At 33.7% G+C, this 25,959-nt stretch carries 20 protein-coding genes; 2 read left to right on the forward strand and 18 right to left on the reverse strand.

Annotated elements, in window-relative coordinates:
- Nucleotides 1–395: 395 nt before the first annotated feature.
- Entirely contained in the window at nt 396–2,426 is a 2,031-nt protein-coding gene (locus XJ32_RS04725) for an FUSC family protein (protein WP_254422487.1), read from the reverse strand.
- A 463-nt stretch (nt 2,427–2,889) separates the two neighbouring features.
- Between XJ32_RS04725 and ribA the strand changes: the two genes are divergently transcribed.
- The gene (ribA, locus tag XJ32_RS04730) at nt 2,890–3,471 is read left to right on the forward strand and encodes a GTP cyclohydrolase II (RefSeq protein ID WP_077388513.1); all 582 of its coding nucleotides are present in this window, start codon (nt 2,890–2,892) and stop codon (nt 3,469–3,471) included.
- Nucleotides 3,472–3,762: 291 nt separating this feature from the next.
- Here the strand turns inward: ribA and XJ32_RS04735 are convergent, their stop codons facing one another.
- From XJ32_RS04735 to XJ32_RS04800, 16 genes are all read right to left on the reverse strand, one after another.
- Nucleotides 3,763–4,740: a toxin-antitoxin system YwqK family antitoxin gene (locus tag XJ32_RS04735; RefSeq protein ID WP_077388514.1), complete on the reverse strand. Its 978-nt coding sequence runs from the start codon at nt 4,738–4,740 to the stop codon at nt 3,763–3,765.
- 190 nt (nt 4,741–4,930) lie between these two features.
- On the reverse strand, nt 4,931–5,053 hold the full coding sequence (locus tag XJ32_RS13185) for a hypothetical protein (protein ID WP_267892958.1): 123 nt from the start codon (nt 5,051–5,053) through the stop codon (nt 4,931–4,933).
- The gene (locus XJ32_RS04740; protein WP_077388515.1) at nt 5,028–7,808 is read right to left on the reverse strand and encodes a valine--tRNA ligase; all 2,781 of its coding nucleotides are present in this window, start codon (nt 7,806–7,808) and stop codon (nt 5,028–5,030) included. The genes XJ32_RS13185 and XJ32_RS04740 overlap by 26 nt, the downstream gene beginning before the upstream one ends.
- Nucleotides 7,809–7,826: 18 nt before the next feature.
- Entirely contained in the window at nt 7,827–8,375 is a 549-nt protein-coding gene (locus tag XJ32_RS04745; protein ID WP_005216698.1) for a hypothetical protein, read from the reverse strand.
- Nucleotides 8,376–8,384: 9 nt separating this feature from the next.
- Nucleotides 8,385–8,921, reverse strand: a complete 537-nt coding sequence (locus tag XJ32_RS04750) for a hypothetical protein (protein WP_004086246.1) — start codon at nt 8,919–8,921, stop codon at nt 8,385–8,387.
- Between the two features lie 8 nt (nt 8,922–8,929).
- Nucleotides 8,930–9,982 (reverse strand): DUF8341 domain-containing protein, encoded by a 1,053-nt coding sequence (locus XJ32_RS04755; protein WP_254422488.1) that lies wholly within the window; start codon nt 9,980–9,982, stop codon nt 8,930–8,932.
- Between the two features lie 244 nt (nt 9,983–10,226).
- Nucleotides 10,227–10,661, reverse strand: coding sequence for a hypothetical protein (locus XJ32_RS12760; protein ID WP_254422489.1), 435 nt, complete (start codon nt 10,659–10,661; stop codon nt 10,227–10,229).
- 13 nt (nt 10,662–10,674) lie between these two features.
- Complete coding sequence (locus XJ32_RS12765; RefSeq protein ID WP_254422490.1) at nt 10,675–11,403, reverse strand: glycosyltransferase family 10 domain-containing protein; 729 nt, start codon at nt 11,401–11,403, stop codon at nt 10,675–10,677.
- 45 nt (nt 11,404–11,448) lie between these two features.
- Nucleotides 11,449–12,372 (reverse strand): type IV pilus twitching motility protein PilT, encoded by a 924-nt coding sequence (locus XJ32_RS04765; RefSeq protein WP_077388517.1) that lies wholly within the window; start codon nt 12,370–12,372, stop codon nt 11,449–11,451.
- A gap of 13 nt (nt 12,373–12,385) precedes the next feature.
- The gene (locus XJ32_RS04770) at nt 12,386–12,781 is read right to left on the reverse strand and encodes a hypothetical protein (protein ID WP_077388518.1); all 396 of its coding nucleotides are present in this window, start codon (nt 12,779–12,781) and stop codon (nt 12,386–12,388) included.
- A gap of 4 nt (nt 12,782–12,785) precedes the next feature.
- Nucleotides 12,786–13,319: a type II secretion system protein gene (locus XJ32_RS04775; RefSeq protein ID WP_077390138.1), complete on the reverse strand. Its 534-nt coding sequence runs from the start codon at nt 13,317–13,319 to the stop codon at nt 12,786–12,788.
- Between the two features lie 162 nt (nt 13,320–13,481).
- A complete protein-coding gene (gyrB, locus tag XJ32_RS04780; RefSeq protein WP_077388519.1) occupies nt 13,482–15,809 on the reverse strand; it encodes a DNA topoisomerase (ATP-hydrolyzing) subunit B in 2,328 nt (775 codons plus the stop codon).
- A 32-nt stretch (nt 15,810–15,841) separates the two neighbouring features.
- Complete coding sequence (dnaN, locus tag XJ32_RS04785) at nt 15,842–16,960, reverse strand: DNA polymerase III subunit beta (protein ID WP_004086338.1); 1,119 nt, start codon at nt 16,958–16,960, stop codon at nt 15,842–15,844.
- Between the two features lie 208 nt (nt 16,961–17,168).
- Complete coding sequence (gene dnaA / locus XJ32_RS04790; protein WP_077388520.1) at nt 17,169–18,491, reverse strand: chromosomal replication initiator protein DnaA; 1,323 nt, start codon at nt 18,489–18,491, stop codon at nt 17,169–17,171.
- A 1,395-nt stretch (nt 18,492–19,886) separates the two neighbouring features.
- Nucleotides 19,887–22,859 carry a hypothetical protein gene (locus XJ32_RS04795; RefSeq protein ID WP_077388521.1) on the reverse strand — a complete coding sequence of 991 codons (2,973 nt, stop codon included), beginning with the start codon at nt 22,857–22,859 and terminating at the stop codon, nt 19,887–19,889.
- Between the two features lie 254 nt (nt 22,860–23,113).
- Nucleotides 23,114–24,271 (reverse strand): aminotransferase class I/II-fold pyridoxal phosphate-dependent enzyme, encoded by a 1,158-nt coding sequence (locus XJ32_RS04800; RefSeq protein WP_077388522.1) that lies wholly within the window; start codon nt 24,269–24,271, stop codon nt 23,114–23,116.
- 86 nt (nt 24,272–24,357) lie between these two features.
- Here XJ32_RS04800 and XJ32_RS04805 point away from each other — a divergent pair, with 86 nt between their 5' ends.
- Nucleotides 24,358–25,644, forward strand: coding sequence for an adenosylmethionine--8-amino-7-oxononanoate transaminase (locus tag XJ32_RS04805; protein ID WP_077388523.1), 1,287 nt, complete (start codon nt 24,358–24,360; stop codon nt 25,642–25,644).
- A 135-nt stretch (nt 25,645–25,779) separates the two neighbouring features.
- Here the strand turns inward: XJ32_RS04805 and XJ32_RS12215 are convergent, their stop codons facing one another.
- Nucleotides 25,780–25,929, reverse strand: a complete 150-nt coding sequence (locus XJ32_RS12215; protein ID WP_004086238.1) for a DUF5989 family protein — start codon at nt 25,927–25,929, stop codon at nt 25,780–25,782.
- Nucleotides 25,930–25,959: the final 30 nt, after the last annotated feature.

A 25,959-nucleotide genomic window follows, 5' to 3' on the forward strand; every position in this document is an offset into this window, starting at 1 on the left:
CTAAAATTCAGCAGAACACGCTAACAATCCTGTCGCTTATGAGTAGTTCTACATTGGCTTCTCTGTCTGATAACACTAATATCATTTCCTGTTTTAGTCGTCTTTAGCTTAATAACAATTTTCTTTTGCTGCATTTGCAATCCTTTATAAACGATTTGTTGAATAATACAAAAAAAAACAATTTGTCAAGGTTTTTTATGTAATTTGTCAATACACAACAATCATAGATATTTAAAATCAGTAATATTTTTATGTTAAAACGAGTAGCTATAATTAAAGCAAATTAACTATAAATTTGCATGTTAATATCATTCATAGTATGCGAGTTGAGAATATTATCAAACCGACTTAGAATTCCTTGCTTACAATTAAATGTCTAGCAATTCCCTAACAATCTACTCCGGCGCACTGATATGCTTTTCATTCAAAAGATTAAAAAGCTTATTTTGACTTTGAAATATTTCGTGTGTAGTCCAAGCAAAATGCGTGTGTTGCTTACCTAAAAAGACATTGTTTTCATCAAAGCTAAAATCTGTCTCTTTATTTGCTAAAAGATTCTCAATCATTAAGAATCTCTCCTGCAATACACGAATATCATTTGCATAAATCTCTTTCATATCCTTATCATAATCACTTGTTGAATAAATCTGTGCGATTTCATTTACCTTAATGATTAAAGATTCTAAAACATTGATTAAATCAAAGCCATACACAACGATTTGATTACTCGCCTCCGCCCTTTCACTCTTAGAATCTCTTAAATGATTTTTTAGCTCCTCGACATTATGTAAAAACTCTGCATATTTTGTTTGTATCATATTGCTATCAAGTGGCTTTATATCTTTATTAGATTCCATTACAAGTGTGCATATATCTTTGAGTAATTCCACTTGCTTTATAAGCAGGGGCTTTAAAAGATTATGTGCGAAACGCGGAAATACCACGCGAAACACAATCACAGCAAACACAACCCCAATGCCAATATCAACCAATCTATCAAGCACATATAACAAAAAGTCTTCATACATAATAGAATACATCATAACAAAAAGGCACATCATAAAACCAGACCATAGCCAAAATGGAAATACGCGTAAATACACTACTAAAAATACAAGCAAACCAAAAAGCAAATAAAACACATACGCATTTGAAAACACAGAGATTGCTACCCCAACCCCAATGCCAACAACAGCACTAAAAAAATACTCAAAACTCACCTTTTGCATACCGCCAATTGAAGGACGCACCACACTTACAACCCCCATGCTAATCCAAATCCCGCGATTAATATGCAAAAGCGTAGCAAAGATAAGCGACATACCAATAGCAATAGAGTATTTCACACTGAATCTAAAAGTAATATTATTATAATCAAAGGCTTTAGGGATATTTTTGAAGCTCTTTTTTGCAGGTGGATTAAAGGCTGGGTCTGGATTCTTCCCCACACGACAAAAAGATTCCATTTTATAGTAGAGAATCCTTAAGATATTTTGCAGTGCTTTCTCAACCTCATTTGCATTTTCTATACTAAGGACTTTATCTACTTGTTGTCTTTCTATATTTGGGACTTTACCGCTAAAAATTTTACTTAGACTATTAAGATTTTCAATGATTTCATGTATCAGCAATGGATATTTTTTTGCGATTTTATAGTTTGGCAAAAGATTTATTATAAGATAAATATCTTCGATTCTATAAATATAAAATATCGCTCTTTTAATGTTTTTAATCATGTAGTTATCATTATAAAGACTTGATTTTGTATGCAAGGTTTGCTTAATATTGTGAATGAGCGAAAAAGTTAGGTCTTTATAGCGGTTAAATTCACTCTGTGAATTGAGATTTTTCACCATATTTTGCAAATGATTAAGCACAGCAGGATAATACACTTGCGTATATTTACCATAATTTCCCGGATTATTTAATAATAAAAATCCTATAACAATGCCAATCATAGCCCCACTAAACACAACAAACATGCTTTGATAAATAGGCAAAATCACATGGGAATCCACATATACCGCTGCCACTAAAGAATTAACCACAACAGGGATAAACATACGATACAAATCAATAGAATGCGCCCTAGACATGCCGACACCAAAGCTTAAAAATAGCACAGGCAGGGCAAGCCATAAAATATCTTGCAAGCTGTGCTCTCCATTTAATGCCTTTTCTGCAAGTATGGTAAAAAAGCCAACAGCAATAGTAGAACACACTGCAAAGCCTAGTAAATGTGTCTTTCTATCAGCTTGCTGACTAAGTGTTGCATTGAGCAAAAATACTTGGATAGGTGTCATAGTAGCCCAGATTAAGACCTGCTGTCCAAAAAGCATATAATGTGTAAAAGCACTGATACTAATAGCTACCATAGCTTTTAGGGCATACATAAAGCTAAGATAGCCGGGATCATATATTTGCATGTATTTTTTTATGTAATTATGATAGAAATTCAACCCTTTTTCCTTTTTGAATAATGTTTTATTTTAATAGAGAATCTTATTATACTAATTTATCATTATGGCATACAAAGTGATTTAAAAGTGAAAAATGTATTGGTGAAAATTTTAGTTTTTTTGTAGAATGCTGTAAAATCTTTGGATCGCATTCTTTACTCACTACCATTTAATAAAAATAATTATTCAGTTTTATATGCTTTAAATCTTGTATAGTAGTTTTGCATAATCGTTTTTAGATGAAAATAAAAGATTATGAATTGTAATTAGGTTATAAATTATCAAGCGGTGTAGCAACCATTACACCATGTTGTTTTATAATCATAACACATAGGGCAAATTTACAAAAGGCTACAAAACTCTATATTGCCATAATCATAGATTTATATTATAATTTCGGTTTTTGCAATGAAAATATTTGGAGATAAATATGTTACAAATTGAGATTTCACAACAGGCTAATCTGCCTACTCGCTTTGGGGATTTCAAAACAAAAGCATTTCGCGAATACATGCCCAATGGTGAAAAAAGAGAACATCTTGTCGTTTTTACAGAAAAGTTTGAGAATACGCCGCTAGTGCGAGTGCATTCAGAGTGTTTGACAGGTGATGTGTTTGGATCTAGGAAGTGTGATTGCGGTCCAGAACTTGCCTTTGCCATGGAGCAGATTCACAAAGAGGGTGGAATGCTTATTTATCTGCGTCAAGAGGGCAGGGGTATTGGGCTTTTTAATAAGATTAATGCGTATAATCTGCAAGATAAAGGCATGGATACGGTGGAGGCAAATGAGGCACTAGGCTTTGCAAAAGATGCGAGGGAATATGAGATTGTAAATGAGATTTTTAAGCATTTTAATATCAAAAAGATACGACTTCTCACAAATAATCCGCGTAAAATAGAATCTATGAATAAATATGTCGAATGCGAAAGAGCAAGTATCATCATCGAGCCAAACGAGCATAATAAAGACTATCTACAAATCAAAAAGGCAAAGCTGGGGCATTTGCTGTAAGGGCTTTTTAATCTTTTAAAAGATTCTATTGTTAAAGGGGTTTGGCTGTATTAGATTATGTTTTTAATTTTGCTTTAATTGCTTTATTGTGATTTGTGTTTGTGGTGAAGTGTAGATTCTATAGATTGTGTTTTAGTGGATTTAGATAGAGATAAATGTATTGTTGTATTATTTTAAGGGGTGGTTTAGAATCTTAACCCCTTTGTTTTTACTTATCTTTGAAAGGATATTATAAAAAGGGGTTATTTTATATTCTTTTATAGTTTAGAATATAATGATTCTAATGTTTTATTATTTGCAGTGTTTTTTAATAAATTCATGTTCGTCGTCTTGCTGTCTTAACTTAAGCTGTATAAACTTTTCCCTAATCTCTTTTGCTTCTTTATCGCTTAGTTTTTTCTTAGCACATTTTACAGACTCTATAGCTTTGCCATTATAGCGAACCACACCTAAAAGATTCCCATCTTCAGTATAGAATTTGTCATCATATTGTCCGTCTTCGCTCGCGGTAAGTTCGTTTTTAACATTCCCACTTTCATAATATAATTTCATAACACCATCTCGCCCGCAATCTTTATATGAACCTTCCATCTTAAGCTTTCCGCTTTCATAATACTCTTTTGCGATACCATCTAGGCAATCATTTTTCACTGTCATTTCAGTTTTAAGCTTTCCACTTTCATAATAGCCTTTCATAATAGCTTCGTAACCTTTTTCATTGCTATTTTTAAATGTTATTTTACCCATAAGATTTCCATTTTCATAATACACTTTTGCAACACCAACTTGCTTACCATTTTTATATGGCATTTCACTCTTAATCTTCCCATTTTCATAATACTCTTTTTCTATGCCATCTTTCTTACCATTTTTATATGGTGTTTCACTTTCAAGCTTCCCATTTTCATGATACCATTTTTTTATGCCATCTTCCTTACCATTTTTATATGGTGTTACACCCAGAAGCGTTCCATATCCATAATAATAGTATTCTGTGTATCCTTCCTTAGTATATTTATATAATGTTTCGGATTCAAGTTTCCCGTTTCTATAGTCTTTTATGCTTTCTTTTTTACCATTTTTATATAGCGTTTCAATTGATCCATAACTCAATCCATAACCCCTTTCTTGCCATTCTTCTATCTCAACACAGCCTGTCTTTTTATCAGCTTCGCTTTGACACTCTTTTAGCTTACTTGCTTGTAGTCCTTGTAATGCAATCACGCTTACTAATCCAAAGCCTATTGCTATTTTCTTAAAATTAATCATATTAACCCCTTATAAAATCTAAAAACAAAATGTTGCGATTTTACAAAAAAAAAACAAAATCAAGTATATTTTAGATAGATTCTATACTTTGATGAAACTTTTAGAATCACAGCTTAGGTTTAGAATCTATTAAAAGTTATTTGGGTGTTGTGTTTATAGAATCTAGCTAGATTTTCATATATTAAAACTATTACTCAATACACTCGCTAGATTCTATAAAAGATTCTATTATAGAATCTATAATGAGATAAGATATAACGCAAGGGATAAAACATAAATGTATAGACTTAAATCTGTAAAGCTTTCTTCTCATCAAGCACTTTAGCAAGTCTCTCTTTTAAATCATTTAGATTCTCTTTATTTTGGGTTACAACGGCTTCTGGGGCGTTTGCGATGAAGTTCTTATTATTTAGCATATTTTCTAGCTTTGTGATCTCTTTTTGTATCTTTTGGGCTTGTTTGTCTAGTCTATCTAGTATCCCTGCTATATCAAAATTACTTGCCTCTATATATACCTTTGTAATCTCGCCAATATCAGCGATACATTGGGCTGGTTTAGAATCTACAAATATAACCTCTTTTACTTTAGCAAGTTTTGCTACAAATGATATAAAAAGCACTTCAAAATTTATAGAAGATTCTTTAGAATCTAGGCAAAGTGATTGCAATACTTCTTTATCATCTTTTTGCAATTCTATAAAAACTTTTGGCAAGACATCGCCGCTTATTCCTAAGTTTGCACGCATTCTGCGAATGGTGGTAATGGAATCTAGAATGATTTCAAAGCCTTTTTCTAATGCGGTATTTCTCGCTATATCTTTTGGGAAAGATTCTATCATAATGGAGCGGTTTTCTTTTAGTCCAGATTCTATATCTCGGCTTAGAAGTCGCTGAAATACATACTCGCTTAAAAATGGCATTAAAGGGTGTAAAAGCTTCATAGATTCTATAAGAATGCTTGCTAACTCAAATACGCTTTCTTTATCTGCTTTCGCACATTCTATACCAATATCACAAAATTCATTCCACAAAAAGCGATATAAAATACTCGCATATAAATCAAATCGATAGGTATCAAGGGCGTTACGCACTTCTTTTATAGCTAGATTTAGCCGTGATTTCATATAGATTCCAAGCGGGGTTTTATACTCGCTTAGATTCTCTTTTTCATTGAATCTATATTCACTTCTTAGCTGCCCTGCATATAGCTCTAGAAAACTCATGGCATTTATAATCTTATTTGTAAAATTACGCGTGATTTCAAGCTGCTTTTGTGAAAGGCGTATATCTCTGCCTTGCACGCATAAAAACGCAAGGCTAAACCGCACGACATCAGGGCTAAAAGTCGCACAAAGATTCAAGGGGTCTATTACATTGCCCTTTGATTTACTCATCTTTTGTCCCTTTTCATCAAGCACAAGGGCGTGTAGATATATGTCTTTAAATGCGATCTCTTTGCAGTTAATATCCGCACTTAAAAGCATTCTAGCTACCCAGAAAAAGAGAATGTCAAAGCCAGTGATAAGCAAGGAATTAGGATGAAAATCTTTTAAATCACTCTCTTGCCATAACTCCCCCTTGCCAAAGTCGCCATTCCCAAAGCCTAGTGTGCTATGAGTCCAAAGTCCAGAGCTAAACCATGTATCTAGCACATCATTATCTTGTGTTATGTTTTTACTGCTGCATTTAGGGCATATTGGATTATCATCTTTACTTGCAAATTCATTCCCGCATTCACAATAAAAGACTGGGATTCTATGTCCCCACCATAGCTGACGACTGATACACCAATCGCGTAAATCTCGCATCCACGCATCATAGTTATTCTTCCATTGACTAGGATAGAATCTTGTCTCGTTTTGATTTACTCTCTCTATTGCCCCTTTTGCTGCGTCTTTGCTTACAAACCACTGCTTTGAGATATAAGGCTCGATGATATTACCGCAACGATAGCATTTGCCTACTTTATTTGTATAGTCTTCAATCTTTTCTACAAATCCTGCCTTTTCTAATGCCGCGATAATAGAATCTCTTGCTTGAAGTCTCTCCATACCGCTAAACTCGCCACAATATTCATTTAAGATTCCATTCTTATCAAAGACTATTATATGCTCTAGATTATGTCTTAGTGAGACTTCATAGTCATTCATATCATGGGCTGGTGTTACTTTTACCGCTCCACTACCAAATTCCATATCTACAATGGAATCTGCGATGATTTGTATCTTTCTGCCAATTAAAGGCAGTGTGAGTGTTTTGCCGATTAAATGCGTGTATCTAGAATCTTGTGGATGCACCATAAGGGCAGTATCGCCAAAAAATGTTTCTGGTCTTGTTGTCGCAACGATAATGTAAGGATTTTTTATACTAGAATCTTTTAAAGCACTTTCTATAATGTGTCCCTTAGAATCTACATATTCACTCAAGTAATACCGCAAATAATATAGCTTACCTTTATTCTCTTCATATTCTACTTCTATATCGCTTAATGCCCCATCATGTGTGCACCAATTAATCATTCTTTCGCCACGATAGATAAAGCCCTTTTCATACCAATTACAAAAAGTCTCTTTTACTGCGTTTATAAGCCCTTTATCCATTGTGAATCTTGTGCGTTTAAAAGCCGGAGAAAAGCCCATAGTCCGCATTTGCTCTAAGATTTTACCACCGCTTTCTTCTTTCCATTCCCATACTTTTTGTATGAAGGCTTCTCTGCCTATATCTTCTTTTTTTATGCCTTGCTCTAATAGCTTTTTTTCTACGACATTTTGCGTTGCGATTCCTGCGTGATCAAGCCCGGGCTGCCATAGCACTCTAAAGCCATCCATTCTTTTATAACGCGTAATAATATCTTGTAATGTAAAAGTTAGGGCATGTCCTATATGCAGCACACCTGTAACATTTGGCGGGGGCATCATAATGCAAAATGGTTTAGAATCTTTATAATGTGGATTATAGATTTCATGGCAATTTGGCTCAAAATAGCCTTTTTTCTCGCATTCATTATAGATTAATTGCTCCCAATCGCTAGTAAATGCCCTTTTGTCGTTAATATTTTGTTCTGCCATATAATTCCTTTATAATATTTAGCGTTTATATGTGCTTTGAGTGATAGCAATGCGTAATTCAAAGGATAGATTCCCTTTCTTTGTCTTTTGCACTACAAATGGAAGCTCAAGTATCGCACTGATATTTTTTGCATGTAGTTTTGGCACAATATCAAGGATTAAGGCTAGATTATTAATCCCTACTTCGCCTGTGATAGCATAAAACTGCTTTTTAAGCTGGTCTTGCGGTATAAGCTCTTCGCCCATCTTTTTTACATTTATGCGTAAAAAGCCCTTAGGTAAGTTCTTGCGTATTACAGATTCATTAATCACGCCATTAAAGACTTTTATTTTCTCATGATTAGCACCTGAAAAGGCATTAATCTTTGCTTGTGCATTATCTCTCACCGCCTTTGTGCTAGCAAGCACATCTTGTGTTACACGAGTAAATCGCACTTGTTCTTTATAGCTATCAACATTTGGCATAATATCTACATTGATATAGTAAGCAACCGCGGCAATAAATAGCACACTCCATACAATATGACGGAAAATAATATCTGGTTCTACATCTTTTAATATTGCCATATTCACGCCTTATATATTATCAATTCTCTCAATCAAGCCATCATCGCTTAAGGTTTGACTGATAGATTCAAAGTTTAGCCAACCGCTTGGGAGTTCATAAAAACTTGCATTACTTCTTGCATAAATTGTGCGTAATTGCGACTGCAATGAAGTCTCAAAAAGCTCTCTACTGATGGTAGTCCCACGCATAAAAAGCTGATTATTCTCAAATCTTATCGTGCTTATTTGCACCCCTTGTGGAATCATAGCTATAATATTTTGTATCTGCATACGCAGCTTTTCATCTCTTACATTAATCTTTTGTGCGACTTCAAGCTCATAGTATAATCTCTCGCTTTCTTGCTCTAGATTCTTTGTTGATTGCACTATTCTTTCTTGCTCTGCCTTTGCTAGATTCTGTGTTTCTTTTAGATTCTCTACTTGTAATAAAAGCTGGACTTTAAAGACGATTAAAATGCCAAAAGCAAGTATAAAGTAGAATCCCCAAATTTTTGTAGCTGGTTTTAATACATGCTTTGTTGTTGCTTTTGTAAAACTATAAGTCATAATATTTCCTAACTATCTAACTCAATCTGCATAACATTTGTTAATTCTCTCAATAAATCAAGCCCAATAAGTGAAAAATCTATCATAAGATTTGACTTTATATTATCCACGGCTTGAGATGAGATTCCATAACAATCAAAAAATACAATCTCTTCAATAAAATCACTTTCATATAATGAATTATTATAAAAATCCTTGATTGCGGCTTGTAAAAGATTAATAATAGTCGTAGATCGTCCTAAATCCTGCAGGTTATCCATACTAGAGCCACCACTATCGTCATCATCACTTGAGCCGCTTACATTTTCACTTGCCTCACTTGTAAGACTATCAAAGTCAAAGTTTTCATAATCTTCTAATTCATCTTCTAATCCACCAAGCTCTGTATTTAAATCATCTAAGCCTTGTGCGGTAGAACCAGATTGTGTGCTTGTAGTAGATACTAGCGTATCTTCAGAGAGAGAAGAAGGCAGAGAATCTCTTATATTTGTTACACTCTCTCCCGCACTCATAGGTAAAAATGAGCCATATAAAATAGCCTTTCTCGTTAAAACTAATACTGATAAATCCTCTTTTTCCTGTAACACAAAAAGTTTTGGTCTATCGCCCACAAAAGTTTTTGCTTTAAAAAACAGCAACACAAAAGGTGAGAATAAAAAGTCTAATCCCATAGCTTTTTTAAACATATTTTGATATTGCGTAATATCATCTTTTAGTATAAAGGCAAAGGCACTAGGCAGCTTTATAAACTTATATTCTTTCTCATTTACATTAAATGCGGCAAATTGATTTTTCTTCACACCGGGGACTAGGACTTGTTCTGTATTCTTAGAAAGTATAGCAACATAGCTATATGCGTAACGAGACTTTAGCTTCTTAATAAACTTAATCACTTCAGCAGAGAGATTCCCATCTAGAATCTTAAATTCTTTATCAATCTCTTCTACGATATGACCACCGCGTTTTTTCACAACCTTAATGCTACACGCAGTCGTGTTATAATTCACACCAATAAGCACAGTCGCAAAAAGTGGTCGAAAAAGCATACCAAGAATGCTCACAATAAACCTCATCTATTCAAATTTGCTAGTATTATAGCATATTTAACTATATAATTTTGGGATACTACATCATTATAAAGCAAAAGTCGCTCCATTCGTTAAAGGATTGAGGGTAGATAAAGGTAGTAAAATGACTTTGCAGAACCTAATTTCGTATTTATGTTTACATATATGACAATATAAATACGAAATCTATCCGTGTGAGATACAACTATATTTTAAAAACAAACAACTTAAGACACCTCTATTTTCGACGTAAAAAACGCATAAAGTTTCTAGGATATTCAGAAATATCACGGACTCCTTGAATAATTTTTCTATATTTAAAACAATAATGTAGGAAATCCGAAGGAAGATTCCAATACTTTGCACTTATGCGTCTAAATTCTAAATGTGTTCTTAGCCAATACCCATCACCACATCTCTTTGCATCATTTGCACCTTGCGTAATGATATGATCTAAAAATGCTGATATTTGTTCAGTATAAAATTCATGCGGATTAAAATTATTAAGAAATATAGGTTCTCTTAATATAGATTCAAAAGCATAAGAATCATTATCAATCCTTTTTATTTCGTCTACTAAATCCTTAAAAGTTGGAAAATTGTGTGCGTTAATAAAGGCTTTTGGGTTTATTTCATAATCAATGAGTGAGTGAGAAATATTAGGGATTCTCATATCAAAGGTATCATTACCCCCCCCCCCCCCGATTATTTATAGCTTCATTATTTTTAGAATCTAAAGATATATTTTCATTATTGTTTTCTGTATTTTTATGGACTCTAAGGCTTGTATCTCCCCAATAGATTGGCACACAACCAGCTAAAAACGCATCAAATAGCTTTTCTGTGAGATAGCCCGGATAGCTTGAGTTCTCAAAGCAAAGATTAAATTTATAGGACTTTAACCACTCAATTTTATCATCGACATTTCCGCCTATATTGTTTTTCCATCTACCACCAGAATCTACTCTTTTATATTTACTTAATGCTTCAAAAAACATATCTCTCTTATCTGTTAAGGCATTATTGCTTACCATAAAACCACAAAATTTTTCCTTTTTATCCAGCAGGCTTATCCTATTATCCATCTCTTTTTGTCGCATTTCATCACAAAAAACCCAAAACATATAGGGCAATCTCAGATGTCTATCTCCAAACTTAATATAATCATAGTCTATACTATAATCTGCTATGTTATAATCTGGACGAATATTCTCTGCTGTATAAAAAATACGCACACAATCATATTTTAAATGTTCATAACCACAAGGTCCATAAAGAATGAAATCAGGCTTATCGCTATATACTACATCATATTTCTTTTGTAATATCTGAATGAAAAAATTATTGTAAAAATTTTCTTCGCAATCCTTATTCCACCAGTCAAGAACACGCATTTTTACTTGCTGTTTTTGCATATATTTCCTTAAAATCTTAATGTATCAACGAAACTTTGGATTCTATCATATTTTACTAAAATGTTGCATACCAACTGATTTACCCATAGAGATTTGAGAATCTAGCTGCCATATTTTATCATCTTTAATGAGCGCACTAACTGCAGGATTTGCGATGAGAATCTCAAAATCAGCTGTTAGTCTCTCTCCATTATCATAAAGTTTCTGCGTGATAATGCCCTGCAAACATGTCGCAAGATTTGCGCGTATATTACAATCACTTTGCTTCATACCTATCATTCGCATTATAGCGTCCATGCAGTTATTCGCATGAAAGCTTGCAAGCACTAAATGTCCGCTTAAAGCATGTGTGATAGCAAGAGTTAAGACTTCTGGGCTTAGAATCTCGCCTATTAGAATCACATCAGGATCTTCTCTTAGACTTGCAATAAGGCTAGATTCAAAGCTTTTAGAATGCAAACCTATCTCTCTTTGATTGACTAGAGATTTATTGCTTTTATGGATATATTCTATTGGGTCTTCTAATGTTAGGATATGTTTTTTTGTGGTTGTGTTGATATGATTTATCATAGCTGCAAGGGTCGTGCTTTTACCAGCCCCAGTTGTGCCGCATACAAGGATTAAGCCGCTTGTGTTTTCACAAATCTTTGCTAGGGCTAGGGGTGCTTGTATAGAATCTAGTGTTGGCATTTGATTATTATATATACGGATAGCATAACTCGCACCATTTATAGTTGTAAATTTACTGATACGGCATCGCACTTCCCCAATGTACACACTAACACTTTGCTCGTTTTCTAAGTCTTTGCAAAGGTTTTCTAATGAAGTTATGAAAGGCATGATACTAGAGGCTATGTTATAAAGCAATACCTGCTTTTTCACACGAAAATAGATTCCATTATGTGTTAGGTGAATATCACTTGCATTATGTTTTATTGCATCATTTATCACCTGTTCCAAAATATTCATACACTTCCTTCCTTTACTCTAAAATATAGCGTTTCGCATATCTCAATGGGTGTGTGCTTAATAGCGTTTGTGAGTATATCACAATATCTAGCACTTGCACTTTTTTATCAGCTTGAGATTTACCCTCTTTTATAGTTGCGTTGTGAAAAATGTATTCCCCATAAAAATGCGGGTCAAACTGGATAGAATCTTTTTTGCAATCCTTACTTGCATATTGTTTATAACATTGCAAGGCTATATCATGCAAGGTCTTTGCGTATAGAAGCGATTGCTTTTGAAAATATAGCATAAGTGTTATATCCTGCTTTATAGTAAGTGTCCGCAGAGTATGCAAGGCACTAAGGCTTATAGCAAGTGTGATAAGCAGAGCATAAAGGCTTATAAAACTTTTCTTTGTATTAAAAGACATGGATTTATATCTTTGTTTTTATTGTGGGCATTTTTTGTCTTACTTTTTCAAGGATTATAGAATCTGCTATACATATATTGGTAGAGCAGATTCTATATGAGAGAATATCATGTGAGTTTATCTTTTCTCTAACAAACTGCATACTTTTGACATTATGCAATAAAATGGCGTTGTTAAAATACAGATTATCATTTTGTAAGGTTAAATTAGCCTTTGTGGCATTTAAAGAAAAATCCATATATTCGCCTTTATCTGTATCAATAAAAAGCTTGTCATATTGCTCCCATGATATGTTATTTGGTGCTATTATAATGCTTTCTGGCTTTATACTGCTTAAATGTCTATTGATAAAAAGCTGTGTTTCAAAAAGACTTGCATTTGTTACAAGAAAATGCTGTATTTTGTAGTTTTGTGCTTTTAAGGCACTTATGCTTTTCATAAGGCTTACCCCTAAGATTCCAAGAACAAATATCGCAAGTAGCACTTCTAGTATGCTAAAGCCATATTTTGTATTCATGCTATATTTTATGCGTTGCAAGTGAAATCCATATTGTGTTAATTTTATGTAGTATTGTAGCAGATTTGATTTAGGGGTGGATTTTTTAGATACTTTGCCAATAATAGAGGTAACAAGTTTTGCATTATTACTTTTGCAAACACACATAAAATTCATATTAAGCAAATGTGATACTTGACATAACTACACATCAAGATTCTTAACATCTCGGGCGTGTTTTTGGATATATTGTCGTCTTGGCTCTACTTCATCGCCCATAAAGATATTAAACATTTCATCTGCCATTTCATCATCTTCTATCTTTACTTGGACTAGAGTGCGATTTTGCGGGGACATGGTAGTTTCCCATAACTCTTCCTTATTCATCTCACCTAAACCTTTATATCGGCTTATATCGCCCTTTTTCCTTGTGGCTTCTTCAATCTCTTCTAAGCCTGTTATAATGTCTTTACCCTCTAAAAACTCAAGCTCTCTTTCAGTGATTTTTTGATAAATCCTTTTACATTCTTTAAAGCTTATATCATGGAATAGGTTTCGCGTGATTTTTATCTCTGTTATGCCTAGATTTGTTTGTGCGTTTAGCGTGATACTTACTTCATCAATATGCTTTTTTAAGACATTATACTGCTTACTTAAAAGATAAGATTCTATATTTTTAGATAAAGATTCTAAATCATGCGTGTCAAGCTCGTTTTCGACTAAATATCTTAAGACATACTGCACACTATATCGTCTCTCTAAATCATTTACAAGCTGTCTGTAATGTGCGATAATCTTTAGAATCTGTAATAATTCATTATGCCCTATGCCTTTAAAGTTGAAATGCTCTATGCCATTTTCTATCAAAAAATCACTCAAAGCTTTATCATCTTTGAGATAGACTTCCTTTTTATTGCGTTTATATTTATAGAGTGGTGGCTGGGCGATATAGATATATCCACCTTGCACTAAAGGCTTAAAATAGCGATAAAAGAAGGTCATAAGTAAGGTTTGTATATGGCTACCATCGACATCGGCATCTGTCATAATGATTATTTTATGATAGCGTAATTTTTCTTCATTAAACTCATCGCCAATGCCACAACCAAAGGCAGTAATCATATTTTTGATTTCTTCACTTTTTAGGATTGTATCAAGCCTTGATTTCTCAACATTTAGAATCTTACCGCGTAAAGGCAGTATCGCTTGGAATCTTCTATCTCTTCCCTGCTTTGCAGAGCCACCCGCACTATCACCTTCTACAAGATAGATTTCACATTCGCTTGGATCTTTGCTTTGACAATCAGCAAATTTACCCGGTAATGTAGAAACTGATACTTTATTATCTTTTCTAGTTAAATCTCTTGCTCTCTTTGCTGCTTCTCTGCCCCTTGCTGCGATAAGCACTTTTTGCATGATAAGCTTTGCTTGAGTAGGATTTTCTTCAAAAAACTTTGCCATTTTTTCATAAGTAAGCTTTTGGACTATGCCTTTTACAAATGAACTGCCTAATTTACCCTTTGTTTGTCCCTCAAATTGTGGATCCATGATTTTGGTTGCAACGATAGCGACTAAACCTTCTCTTACATCATCGCCTAATACTTTTACATCTTTTTCGCGTGTATTCGCGTTTGCTTCAATGTAGTTTAATATCGCACGACTAAGCCCTGCTCTAAAACCTGCTTCATGTGTGCCACCATCTGGTGTTCTAATATTATTTACAAAGCTTAGCACCTTTTCATCATAGCCTTCATTATAGGCTAGGGCAATTTCTATCTCTGAGTCATATTCATTTTCTGTTGCCTCAAAGCTTAGAATCTGTGTGATTAAAGTCTTTTTATTAATATCTTCTATAAATTGGCTTAAACCCCCCTCAAAATGAAATGTAGTATCGCTACCATCTCTTTCATCTTTGAATCTTATCTTTATGCCATGTGTGAGATATGCCATCTCTTTAAATCTACGAGTAAGTATATTAGAATCAAACTCTGTTATCTCCATAATCTCTGGATCTGGGAAAAATTCAATAGTAGTGCCATGTTTTTTTGTCTCACCAATTATTTCTAATTCTGTAGTTGGTATCCCTTTTTCAAACTCTTGCTTATAGATTTTATTATTCTTATAAATTGTCATAATAAGCTTGCAAGAGAGAGCATTTACAACACTTACACCAACTCCATGCAAGCCACCTGATACTTTATAAGTATCTTTATCAAACTTACCACCTGCATGTAATACGGTTAAAACAACCGTTGCTGCTGGCATATTCTCTGTTGGGTGCATATCAACAGGGATTCCCCTGCCATCATCTTCAATGATAGCACTGCCTTTGTCTGTGAGAGTAATTTTAATATTTTTACAGAATCCTGCCATTGCTTCATCGATAGAGTTATCCACGACTTCATATATCATGTGATGCAAACCATTTGTATTTGTATCGCCGATATACATACCCGGTCGTTTTCTAACCGCTTCTAGCCCTTTTAAGACTTTGATATTATCTGCTAAGTATTCTTTTGTTGTATTTTCCATTATTTTTCCTTTCTCTTTATTTATAGAATTTTTTATATGATTTGTGGCATGATAACTTCTTCAAAATCCTTTGTTATTACAAAGATTGGTTTATAAGGATCATCAATAATGATTTCAAACTCATCTTGTTTAATATTACTGATACATTCTAATAAATGTCTATTCACAAGTCCTATTGTCATTGGCTCTGCTTTGTGATTTTCTATATCATTGATTGTAATTGAGGCGCTTGCACCATTTATACCCTCTAGAGTTTCAAAAATGATTTTATTAGATTCAAATGTAACTTTGGCTCTTTGGCATATAGCATTCATTTGATTAAGAGTTTTTAGAATCTTTTCTTTATTGATTTTTAATGTTGGTAGTTGCGGTTTATTTGCAATAATGCTTTTAAAATCTGGGAAGTTTGCATTGATAAGCTTTGCATAAAATTCTATATTCTCACTTACAAAGCATAATGTTTCTATTTTATTGCTATCTTGTATTGGCTTAATGTATAGCTCACAATCTGTTGAAAATAGTTTTAGAATCTCTTGTAATGTTTTTTTAGGGATAATGCTTATAAAATCTTTATCGCATTCTGTTTGTTTTTGTATATAGCCTAGTCGTTTAGAATCTGTTGCTGCGATATTTATTTCTTTATCTTTAACTTCAAAAAGGATACCTTGCATAGCGATATTAAATGTTTCTTTATCGTTACAGCAGTGCATAATCTTTTTTAGAGATTGTAATAAGAAATTGTTATTTATATCTATTGATTGAAAGCCTTGTTGTTCATTTTTGTAGTTTTGACTAAAAGGGAGTTCATTTATTTCAAAGATTGGGATTTTAAATACTGAAGCATTATTTTGTTTTATATAAAGATTCTCATTGTCTTGCTCTATGATAACTTCAGAATCATTTAGTCCTTTTATGAAGTTACCTATTGCTTCACCATTTACTGCACATTTTATCTCACCTTGTAATGAGTTTGTTTTGAGTATTGTGCGTATGTATATCTCATGATCTGTTGCTTTAAGGATAAGATTATTATCAATTGTTTCTAAGGATATATTTGCGGTGATATCGATCACATTTTTCTTATTGACTGCTGATTGCATATTGGTTATGGCTTGGTCGAGTATGCTTTTATCAATGCTTATCATATTCATGCGTTTTCCCTTTTAATAAAGTATAGTGGTTATAGTAGTGTGCTTGAATAATGTGAATAAAGTTTTTTATTTTTGTTTTAAAGCGTTAATTAGGCACTTTTTGGCATTTGTATTTTGCTATTTTTATTCACATTTAATTCATTTTTAGGACACAAACAAAGTAAGAAGTATAACAAAAATATATTGGAATATGGCTTTATTTTCGTAGTTATTGTGTATTTTGTTTGAGTTTTGATAAGAGATTTTGCACTTCTATTTTTAGTGCATTGTCTTTTTCCATTTCTTGTTTGATTGATTTTATTTGTTTGCTTACTGCACTATGGTCTTTTAGGTTTAGCTCTGTTGCAATATGGGGAAAAGTCGTATTGATTGCTTCTCTTGCGATATAGGCTACTATTTTTCTTGATCTTGCTATGATTTTTTTACCCCTTGTTTTTGTTTTTATTTCACTTGGTTTAATGTTATATTCTCTTGCTATAAGATTGACTACATCATCAAAGTTTGTGGCTTTTTCCTCTATTTCTCTGTCTTTTAGTATATTTTTTACTATTTCAAGTGTTATTGGTATATTCATAATTGACATATTGGCGTATATATCAATGATTGTTCCTTCTATTTCGCGTATATTATCATGGAGTTGTGTGGCGATAAAATTTATTATATTTGGTTCAAGCGTAATGTTATTTAACGCACATTTTTGCTTAATAATATTTATTTTCATATCAAGCTCTGGAGATTCTATCTTTGTCATCATACCCCCTGCAAAGCGGGATTTTAGCCTTTTTTCAAGTTTATCTATGAGTTTTGGGGCTTTGTCGCTTGTCATTACGATTTGTCCGCCTTCTTGGACTATGACATTAAAGGTATTGAAAAATTCTTCTTGGAATTTATCTGTATTTGATAAAAACTGCACATCATCAATGAGTAAATAATCACATGAGCGAAATCTCTCTCTAAAATGTTGCATTGTGTTGTTTTGGATTCTATGTCTGTATTCATTAAACATACTTTCTGCGGTTATATATACAATTTTTGCGTTTGGTGTTCTTTCATATACAGCATTGCAGATAGCATATAATAAATGCGTTTTTCCTAATCCTGTGTTGCCATAGATTAAGAGTGGATTCCATTTACCTTGATTTTTTGCTATTTCTTTTGCGGTTTCAAAGGCAAATTTATTACATTCGCCTACTATAAAGCTATTAAATGAAGAATTTTTATTTATGAAAGTTTGATTATTTGTAGTTATGTATTTTCTAGTTGTATTATTTTCTGTGGGTGTTTTATTGTGTTGATTTTTTGTTATAAATTCTATTTTGATTTCATCGATTGTCTTAACTTCTAGAATCTTTAGCATAAGCTTTGTGTATTTATTCTTCGCCCAGTTTGCTATGAATATATTTGGGGCTATAAAGATGAGATGATTTGGCGTTGAGTTCATAGAATCAAAAGAGATTTTACTTATGTATTGTTGATATTCATTTTCTGGTATTTCATGTTGGAGTCTTTGAAGTAGGTTTGTGTTATCCATATTTATCCTTAGTATATTCACTTTTTGTTTTCGTAGTATAGTATAAAAATAGTGAATTAAGCTTATAATTATATATTATACATGAATATTAAGTGAATATTAAGTGAAAAAGACATGAATATAATGTGAATTAGAGTTTATTGGTATTTAATGCAGAATATATTGCGATGAAGTAAAGCTAGTCTATATAAACAGAGAATCTAATAAATGTTCTTTAATAAACCAAAAAATAATATACATATATGAAATTATACAATGCTGTATAATACAAAGAAGTCTCATAATGTCATAAAAAAGGTAAAAACTAAAAAAGTAAAAAAGTGTTTTGCCTACCTTAACATGACAAGCTATAGAAAAGCTAAAATAAGCTTAATAGTAAGCCAAATGGCCTACATTCCAAAGTTTAATTTTCAAGTTTTAGGTTGTTGATTCTAAAGATTTAGAATCATGAGTGAGTTTTTTTACATGTATCTCAACATGGTAAGGTTAAAAATGAAAAAACAAGTTAAAAAATAGTATCTATTGGCTATGCAAAACACAGCATAGTAACTACAACTCATAGTGCCAAAAGCTATGAGATTATCTCTTAAACTTTGTCATGTTAAGACTATGTCAAAACACCTTGTATAGAATCTAGCGCATGAGATTCTATTTGCACCCTTAAGCCCTGCACCCACCCAAATATAAAATATCCTTAAACCTCTCTTTCAGTCTTTAAAAAAAGACTTGTAATTATGTTAAGCTTTATTGTTATGCAATAATAACAAAGCTTAACATAATGAAAATATAGATTGCCATGAGCTTTTCTGTAAAACTTGCAATGACAAGATTTAAAGTTTAACATGTTATTAATATGCTTTTTGTCATTGCAAACAAAGTGAAGCAATCCAAACCCTTGCCATATCTATGTGTATAAACCCAACCTTGTCATATTTGCAAGTGTGGGCAAGAGCTTCGCTCGTGCAAATGCGTAAGCATGAAATATCTAAATATCTAAACCTTAGAATCTTATAAACCTTAGATTAGAATCTTAAAACAAAGATTACTTAGCTTAGTCTATGCTAGATTTTTCGCTACGCTCAAAATGACAAGGCAAGTTAAAATGGCAAAGAAAGCCAAAATAACAAATAAAGTCAAAATGACAAAAGATTTAAAACCTGTAAAAGTATCAAAGAACACATAAGGTTAAAGTTTTAGAATCTATTATGCCTATCTAAAATCAGTTAAGATATAGATTCTAAAATTACACCCTATAAAGCCCCTAGCCCACATAAAGTGAGAGAGATTGCCACGAGCTTCTTTGCAAGTCTAGCACATGACATAAAATAATCTCTTATATCAATGCTATAAGAGATTAAAATTGCCAATCAAACCCTTATATTAAACTATAAGAGATTAAAATTGCCAACCAACTCTTACATTAATGTTATGAGTTTTTACTTGCGCACCAAACTCACCACCATAAGATAGGTTAATAGCTGTATTTTGTCCTAGTTTAGCTCCTAGTCCTGCTTCTAGCACACCTACAAAGCTATCAATGTTATTTGTAGCATAGAAAAGTCCATTTTGCACATTTATAGAGCTTACAAAGCTATTACCTGCCATTGCATAGCGGATACCTGCTTTAATAGTTGGGAATAATGATATTTTCTCTAGTTTAATAGCTTTTGTATATCTAATTTGTGCTAATAGATACATAGGTGTTGCTGTTGTGCCTTTTATTGTTTGATTATTAGCTGCTGTATTAAAGCTATTAAATGTAAGTTCTGGCATAATCACTGCTTGTTGCATTAGACCTATTTCTGGTGTAATAAAGCCAAAGTTTGTAGGCATATCTAAACCAAACAATGCACTTGCACTAAAGCCACTTACAAGTCCTGTAGCTTCTCTTGTAGTATCCATTAAAGGTGTTAAGCGATAGCTATTTGCAGCTAACATAGCATTAGCTTGAAGTTTTACAAATGGCACTAGACTTAGACTTGCTTTATTTACTTGTCCTAAAGGCATTTTAGTATGCACACCTGCCATAAAGCTGCTGCCTAGTGATTGCATTTCAGCACCAACTTTACCTGCATTTTGACTTTCTACACCAATGTGTGCTCCAAATAATACACCATTATCAAGAGCTTTTGCAGCACCACCTACAAAGCCCATAGCACTTCCATTTGTAGCAGCAAAGCCTGTAGCAGCAATGCTTGATGTAGAGAAGTATGGAGTAGCAAAACCTATCCATGATTTATTTGCTCTCTCTTTTTCAGCGAGTAATAATGCTAGTTTTTCTTCTTTTGCTTTAGGATCTTTTTCAGATTCTACTGCTTCTGCTAATTCTTCTAGCTTAGATTTTTTACTTGCACCTGTGTATTGTGCAGATATAGCACCCTCTCTTGGATAAGAAAGATTTCCTATCTCACCTGTAGCTACTGCATCAAACACACCATCAATAATGCTTTGTGCGCGTGTCATTTGAGAGTTCATATTAGCAATAGATTGGATAGCACCTAATGCGCCTATTGATTTGTTTGCTTCAACGCTGATAGTCATAGCACCATTACTGAAGTTAATATCATAGATATTTTGTGTAGTATCTATTCTACCCTCAAGGCTTTGGGCTAGAGTATCTTTGATGTTTCCGCCTTGTGCGTTTTGAATAGCATTTGCTTTAATAAAGTTTTTCAAATCATAGGCTTCACCTACTTGAAAGCCTTGTCCTATATTTACGATAAAGGCTTTATCCCCTGCTGCTCTTGCATTGCTTACACCCTCAAGCTTGATTGTAGCATTTGTGTTGCCATCAATCTTTATCGCACCATTTGTATCATAGCTTGCTTTATCTTCAAGCGTTACAGCAAAGTTTTTGCCAAGCACTGCTGTGCCAGCTTGTGCAAAGTTTAGCGAACCAATGCTACCGCTATTGCTTATATGTGCTACGCTATTTGTCTCATTCAGTGTGATTTTATCTATGCTACCGCTATTTGTGATTGTTAAATGCTCATTTGCAGTTGCTGTGCCACCTTTTAGTGTAATCTCACCAGTGATACTACCAGAGTTTGTAAGGTTTATGTTTTTACCTTGTAGTAGCGTTGTGCCGCTAATTGTCCCGCTATTTGTGATACCGCCACCTTTTGCGTCTTTATCTTGTCCTTCACCAAACTCAATAGCACCAGAGATTACGCCCTGATTGTCTATGCTATTGATTTTACCATCTGCGGCTGCTGTTTTCATCTCGATTTTAGAGACGATTTGTCCGCCTGTAAGGTTTCTTATCGTATGTCCTGCTTTAGATGCTGTTTGCCCTATGGCTACATTGGTTGCAGTCTTTTGATCGCCTATTATACCTTGATTTTCTATCACACCATGATCGTCATTGAAAGTGATTTTTGTGATTTCACCGCCATGATTATTTACGAGTTTTGAAGCATTTGCTGTGTCTTTACCGCCGCTTAATTTTACTTCAGCACTGATTGTGCCAAAGTTGGTAAGTGTAGATTTATTTGTGCCATTCATAGTGATAGCACCAGATATTGTGCCATTATTCATAATTTCTGTTACGCCACTTGCTGTGATAGTTCCTTCAATCTTGCCATTATTTGTAAGGTTAAATTGTCCTGTGGTTGTTGTAGCTGATTTGATAGTGCCATTTTCTTCATTTTTGATAGTCAAGCCACCAGCAGCACCTGTTATAGCCCCTGTTTCTATTGTGCCGCTATTATTGACTGTAACAGCCCCTTCAGCACCAGTGATTGCACCCGTGATTTTACCTTTATTATCGATTGTAGTGATTGACTGCTTAGCTTCTATCGCACCACTCCATTCAGATTCTGCATGGGCGTTGTTTATTGTGAGTTTTTTATTATCTCCCTTTGCACTTGCCCCTGTTACTTTTTTACTCCATTTTGCTGCTGCTTCAGCTGTGCCATTCTCGATGACAAGCTCACCCTCATACGCTTGGGCGTCAATCTCTGCATTCCATGAGTTGCTTCCGCCCACTTTATTTGTGATTGTGATTGTTGGATTTTTATTGTCTGCGTTAATGGTGAGTTTTTTATCCCCAGAAACCCCACCGATTTTATCTGCATTGTTTATAATGGTTGTTGTGTTGCTGCCTAGTGTCTGTTCCGCTGTGAATTTGGCGTTTTGTCCAAATGTTAATTCTGCTTCATTATGATTATTTTTAAGGGCATCAGAGCCAATATCGCTATTTACTTCTTTAGCAAAAAGAGGGTTAGTTACCCCCCCCCCCCATAGTGTAAGGGCTGCTACTATACTCACTTTAGCTAGTGTATTTGCCTTAGCTAGTGTGCTTGCCTTTGCTTTTGTCTTTGTATTGCCTTGTGCCTGTGCCATTATGTCGTGTTGTAGTATTGACATACTATCTCCTTAAAATATAAAGTAAATGAAATGCAAATTCTAGCATAAAAAAGTTGAATTTTTGTTTTTTTTTTGTAAATGTGGCTGTTTTATGGATTTTTGCTTTTTTTGTTTATTAATCTTAGAGTTTGTAGGGGATATTTCGCTTCGCTTAATATGGCAATTAAAGATGTTTTGTTTTCGCTTAGTATGACAAAAAAAGTAATATGACAAGGGATTAAATCTTAAAATGATAATAATTTATAACCTATGTGTTAGATAATTCTATTAGCATTTAATGTAGAGACAAGCTCTATCATCATTTCTTCTTGCATGTTGCTTGTGAGAGAGATTCTAAGTCGTGCTGTGTTTGGTGGGACACTTGGGGTTTTAATCGCTGGGGCAAAAAAGCCTTTATGACTAAGTTTATCGGCAAGTAAAAGGGCGTTTTCATTTGTATGGGCTATGAGTGATAGAATCTGTGCTTCACCCATTAAGCTTATATTATATTTCGCACACTCTTTGCGTAATAGCTCACTTAGATTTAATAGATGTTTTCTTCTATTTTGCATGGATTTAAGCTTTTGAAATACAAAAAGATTCCATGCTACATTTATAGGTGCGATGGCGGTTGAGTAGATAAAGCCCCTTGCTTTATTAATAAAAAAGTCTTTGAGATGAGGTGAGCAAATCATACACGCCCCAAAAGACCCAATCGCCTTACCAAAAGTATAGACTAAAAAATCAATAGAATTTTCATAGCCTAGACTAGCTAAACCCAGTCCATTTTCACCAAATACCCCAACGCTATGGGCTTCATCAAGATAGAGCATGACATTACTATATTGCTGTTTAAACGCACAGAGAGAATCTAGCTGTGCTAAGTCGCCATCCATGCTAAAAAGCCCCTCACTCACAATAATAATGCTTTCATATTGATCATGTGTTTTTTCTAAGATACTTGCAAGAGATTGCATATCATTATGAGCGTATCGCATAAAGCGTTTTCCACCAAGCCTTAAGCCATCGATAATGCTTGCATGCACGAATTTATCCACGACAAACAATACATTACTAAACTCGCTTAGGGCTTGCATACAAGAGATATTAAGATGATAGCCGCTATTAAAGAGTAGGCATGACTTATTACGGAATTGTGAGGCGATGTAATCTTCTAATTGTGTAAAGATTCTATAATTTCCACTTAGACTACGCGATGAAGTGCTACCTAAAAGTAAGCTTTCTTTATCTATCGTATCAAAAAATTCCTCTCTCAACTCCCTATCAGTAGCAATACCTAAATAATCATTGCTAGAGAGATTTAGCATTCTCTTATTATCTTTTATGATATATATGCCATCGTGCTGTATATCTTGCAGTGTGCGTAGATTGTTATCATCTTTTAGGGCTTGTAGTATTTTTGTAGCCTGCATTCTTTTCCTTTTTATTGGCATTGCAAAAAATGCGATTTTTAGTTACTATTTTACTATAAAGAGATGATTTTATATAAAGGTATTTCATGCAAAATGATAATTTAGCCATGCTTGATTTAGCACATATTTGGCATCCATGCACGCAGATGAAAGACCATGAGAAATTACCCATTATCCCTATAAAAAGGGCAAAGGGAATCTATCTGTATGACTTTAATGATAAAAGCTATATTGATTGTGTGAGTAGCTGGTGGGTGAATCTCTTTGGACATTGTAATGACTATATTAATGCAGCGATAAAAGAGCAGCTTGATAATTTAGAGCATGTAATTCTAGCTGGATTTAGCCACGAGCCTATTATCAATCTATCTAAGCGGCTTTGTGATATGTTACCACAACCACTTAATAAATGCTTTTATGCGGATAATGGATCATCTGCTATTGAAGTAGCATTGAAAATGAGTTTTCATTATTTTCGTAATCTTAATATTAATCGCAATCTTTTTCTCTCACTCACAAACTCATACCATGGCGAGACAATAGGGACTTTAAGCGTTGGTGATGTAGCTTTGTATAAAGAGACTTATGCCCCGCTTTTATTAGAATCTTTACGCACAGAAGTCCCAGAAACGCAATTTGGCGATTACTCTCATGCACTAGAATCGCTAGAAAAGATTCTAAAAGAGTATGGCGATAGAATCTGTGCGTTTATCCTAGAGCCTTTAATTCAGTGTGCAGGTAATATGCATATGTATAATAAAGATTATATTAAAGATTCGATAGCTTTATGCAGGAAGCATGGAATCCAAATCATTTTTGATGAAATAGCCGTTGGCTTTGGTCGCACAGGAAGCATGTTTGCACTAGAGCAATGTGGTGTTGTGCCAGATTATCTATGCTTATCAAAGGGGATTAGCGGTGGATATATGCCACTTTCAGTTGTGATTACTTCAGATTCTATATATGATGTTTTTTATGCGCCATATAGCACATATAAGGCGTTTTTACACTCACATAGCTATACAGGTAACACACTTGCATGTGCGGCGGCAAATGCGGTGCTTGATATCTTTCAGCAGGAAAATATCATTGAGAAAAATAAGCAATTAAGTCTATTTATGAAAAAGGAATTTGAGATTCTAAAAGATTCTTCTAAAGTAGTCAATATGCGAATATGCGGTATGGTTATAGCCTTTGATGTTATTACAGATAAAGAGCGACCAAATATATTTATCTTTGAAGAGGGCTTAAAAAGGGGCTTACTACTTCGCCCACTTGGGAATACAATCTACTTTATGCCCCCTTATGTTATCACGCAAGATTCTATAAGTTATGTTGTGAAATGCTTGAGAGAGATTGTTGAGCTGTTGTAAAGGCTTAGAATCTCTTAAATGATGGCAGTAATCTTTGGGGTGATTTGTAGATTTTAAGATACAAACATTTAGTGTCTATACATAAAACCCCTGTAATTAAGACTTAAAATCACACAAATTAAGATACTATAATACTTAAAATATAGTATAGATAAAAGGTGCGACAGCAGAGCCTTTTGCCAATACAATTAATACGCCTAAAAATAGCATGATAATAATCACAGGGAAAAGCCAAAACTTTTTTCGTTCCTTTAAAAAAGCCCATAATTCTTTAATGATATTCATATTTGCTCCTTATTATGTGTTAGTTGGGTA

This window comes from Helicobacter bilis (assembly GCF_001999985.1).
In the GTDB taxonomy this organism is placed as follows: Bacteria; Campylobacterota; Campylobacteria; order Campylobacterales; family Helicobacteraceae; genus Helicobacter_A; species Helicobacter_A rappini.

What these genes read in the sequence shown, in the direction of transcription:
- ribA (WP_077388513.1), top strand. Translation starts at nt 2,890, where the DNA reads ATGTTACAAATTGAGATTTCACAACAGGCTAATCTGCCTACTCGCTTT.
- dnaN (WP_004086338.1), bottom strand. Translation starts at nt 16,960, where the DNA reads ATGAATATGATAAGCATTGATAAAAGCATACTCGACCAAGCCATAACC.
- XJ32_RS12760 (WP_254422489.1), bottom strand. Translation starts at nt 10,661, where the DNA reads ATGAGAATCCCTAATATTTCTCACTCACTCATTGATTATGAAATAAAC.
- XJ32_RS04800 (WP_077388522.1), bottom strand. Translation starts at nt 24,271, where the DNA reads ATGCAGGCTACAAAAATACTACAAGCCCTAAAAGATGATAACAATCTA.
- XJ32_RS04770 (WP_077388518.1), bottom strand. Translation starts at nt 12,781, where the DNA reads ATGTCTTTTAATACAAAGAAAAGTTTTATAAGCCTTTATGCTCTGCTT.
- dnaA (WP_077388520.1), bottom strand. Translation starts at nt 18,491, where the DNA reads ATGGATAACACAAACCTACTTCAAAGACTCCAACATGAAATACCAGAA.
- XJ32_RS04750 (WP_004086246.1), bottom strand. Translation starts at nt 8,921, where the DNA reads ATGACTTATAGTTTTACAAAAGCAACAACAAAGCATGTATTAAAACCA.
- XJ32_RS04735 (WP_077388514.1), bottom strand. Translation starts at nt 4,740, where the DNA reads ATGATTAATTTTAAGAAAATAGCAATAGGCTTTGGATTAGTAAGCGTG.
- XJ32_RS04765 (WP_077388517.1), bottom strand. Translation starts at nt 12,372, where the DNA reads ATGAATATTTTGGAACAGGTGATAAATGATGCAATAAAACATAATGCA.
- XJ32_RS04725 (WP_254422487.1), bottom strand. Translation starts at nt 2,426, where the DNA reads ATGCAAATATATGATCCCGGCTATCTTAGCTTTATGTATGCCCTAAAA.
- XJ32_RS12215 (WP_004086238.1), bottom strand. Translation starts at nt 25,929, where the DNA reads ATGAATATCATTAAAGAATTATGGGCTTTTTTAAAGGAACGAAAAAAG.
- XJ32_RS04740 (WP_077388515.1), bottom strand. Translation starts at nt 7,808, where the DNA reads ATGGCAGAACAAAATATTAACGACAAAAGGGCATTTACTAGCGATTGG.
- XJ32_RS13185 (WP_267892958.1), bottom strand. Translation starts at nt 5,053, where the DNA reads ATGAGAAGAAAGCTTTACAGATTTAAGTCTATACATTTATGTTTTATC.
- gyrB (WP_077388519.1), bottom strand. Translation starts at nt 15,809, where the DNA reads ATGGAAAATACAACAAAAGAATACTTAGCAGATAATATCAAAGTCTTA.
- XJ32_RS12765 (WP_254422490.1), bottom strand. Translation starts at nt 11,403, where the DNA reads ATGCAAAAACAGCAAGTAAAAATGCGTGTTCTTGACTGGTGGAATAAG.
- XJ32_RS04805 (WP_077388523.1), top strand. Translation starts at nt 24,358, where the DNA reads ATGCAAAATGATAATTTAGCCATGCTTGATTTAGCACATATTTGGCAT.
- XJ32_RS04795 (WP_077388521.1), bottom strand. Translation starts at nt 22,859, where the DNA reads ATGTCAATACTACAACACGACATAATGGCACAGGCACAAGGCAATACA.
- XJ32_RS04745 (WP_005216698.1), bottom strand. Translation starts at nt 8,375, where the DNA reads ATGGCAATATTAAAAGATGTAGAACCAGATATTATTTTCCGTCATATT.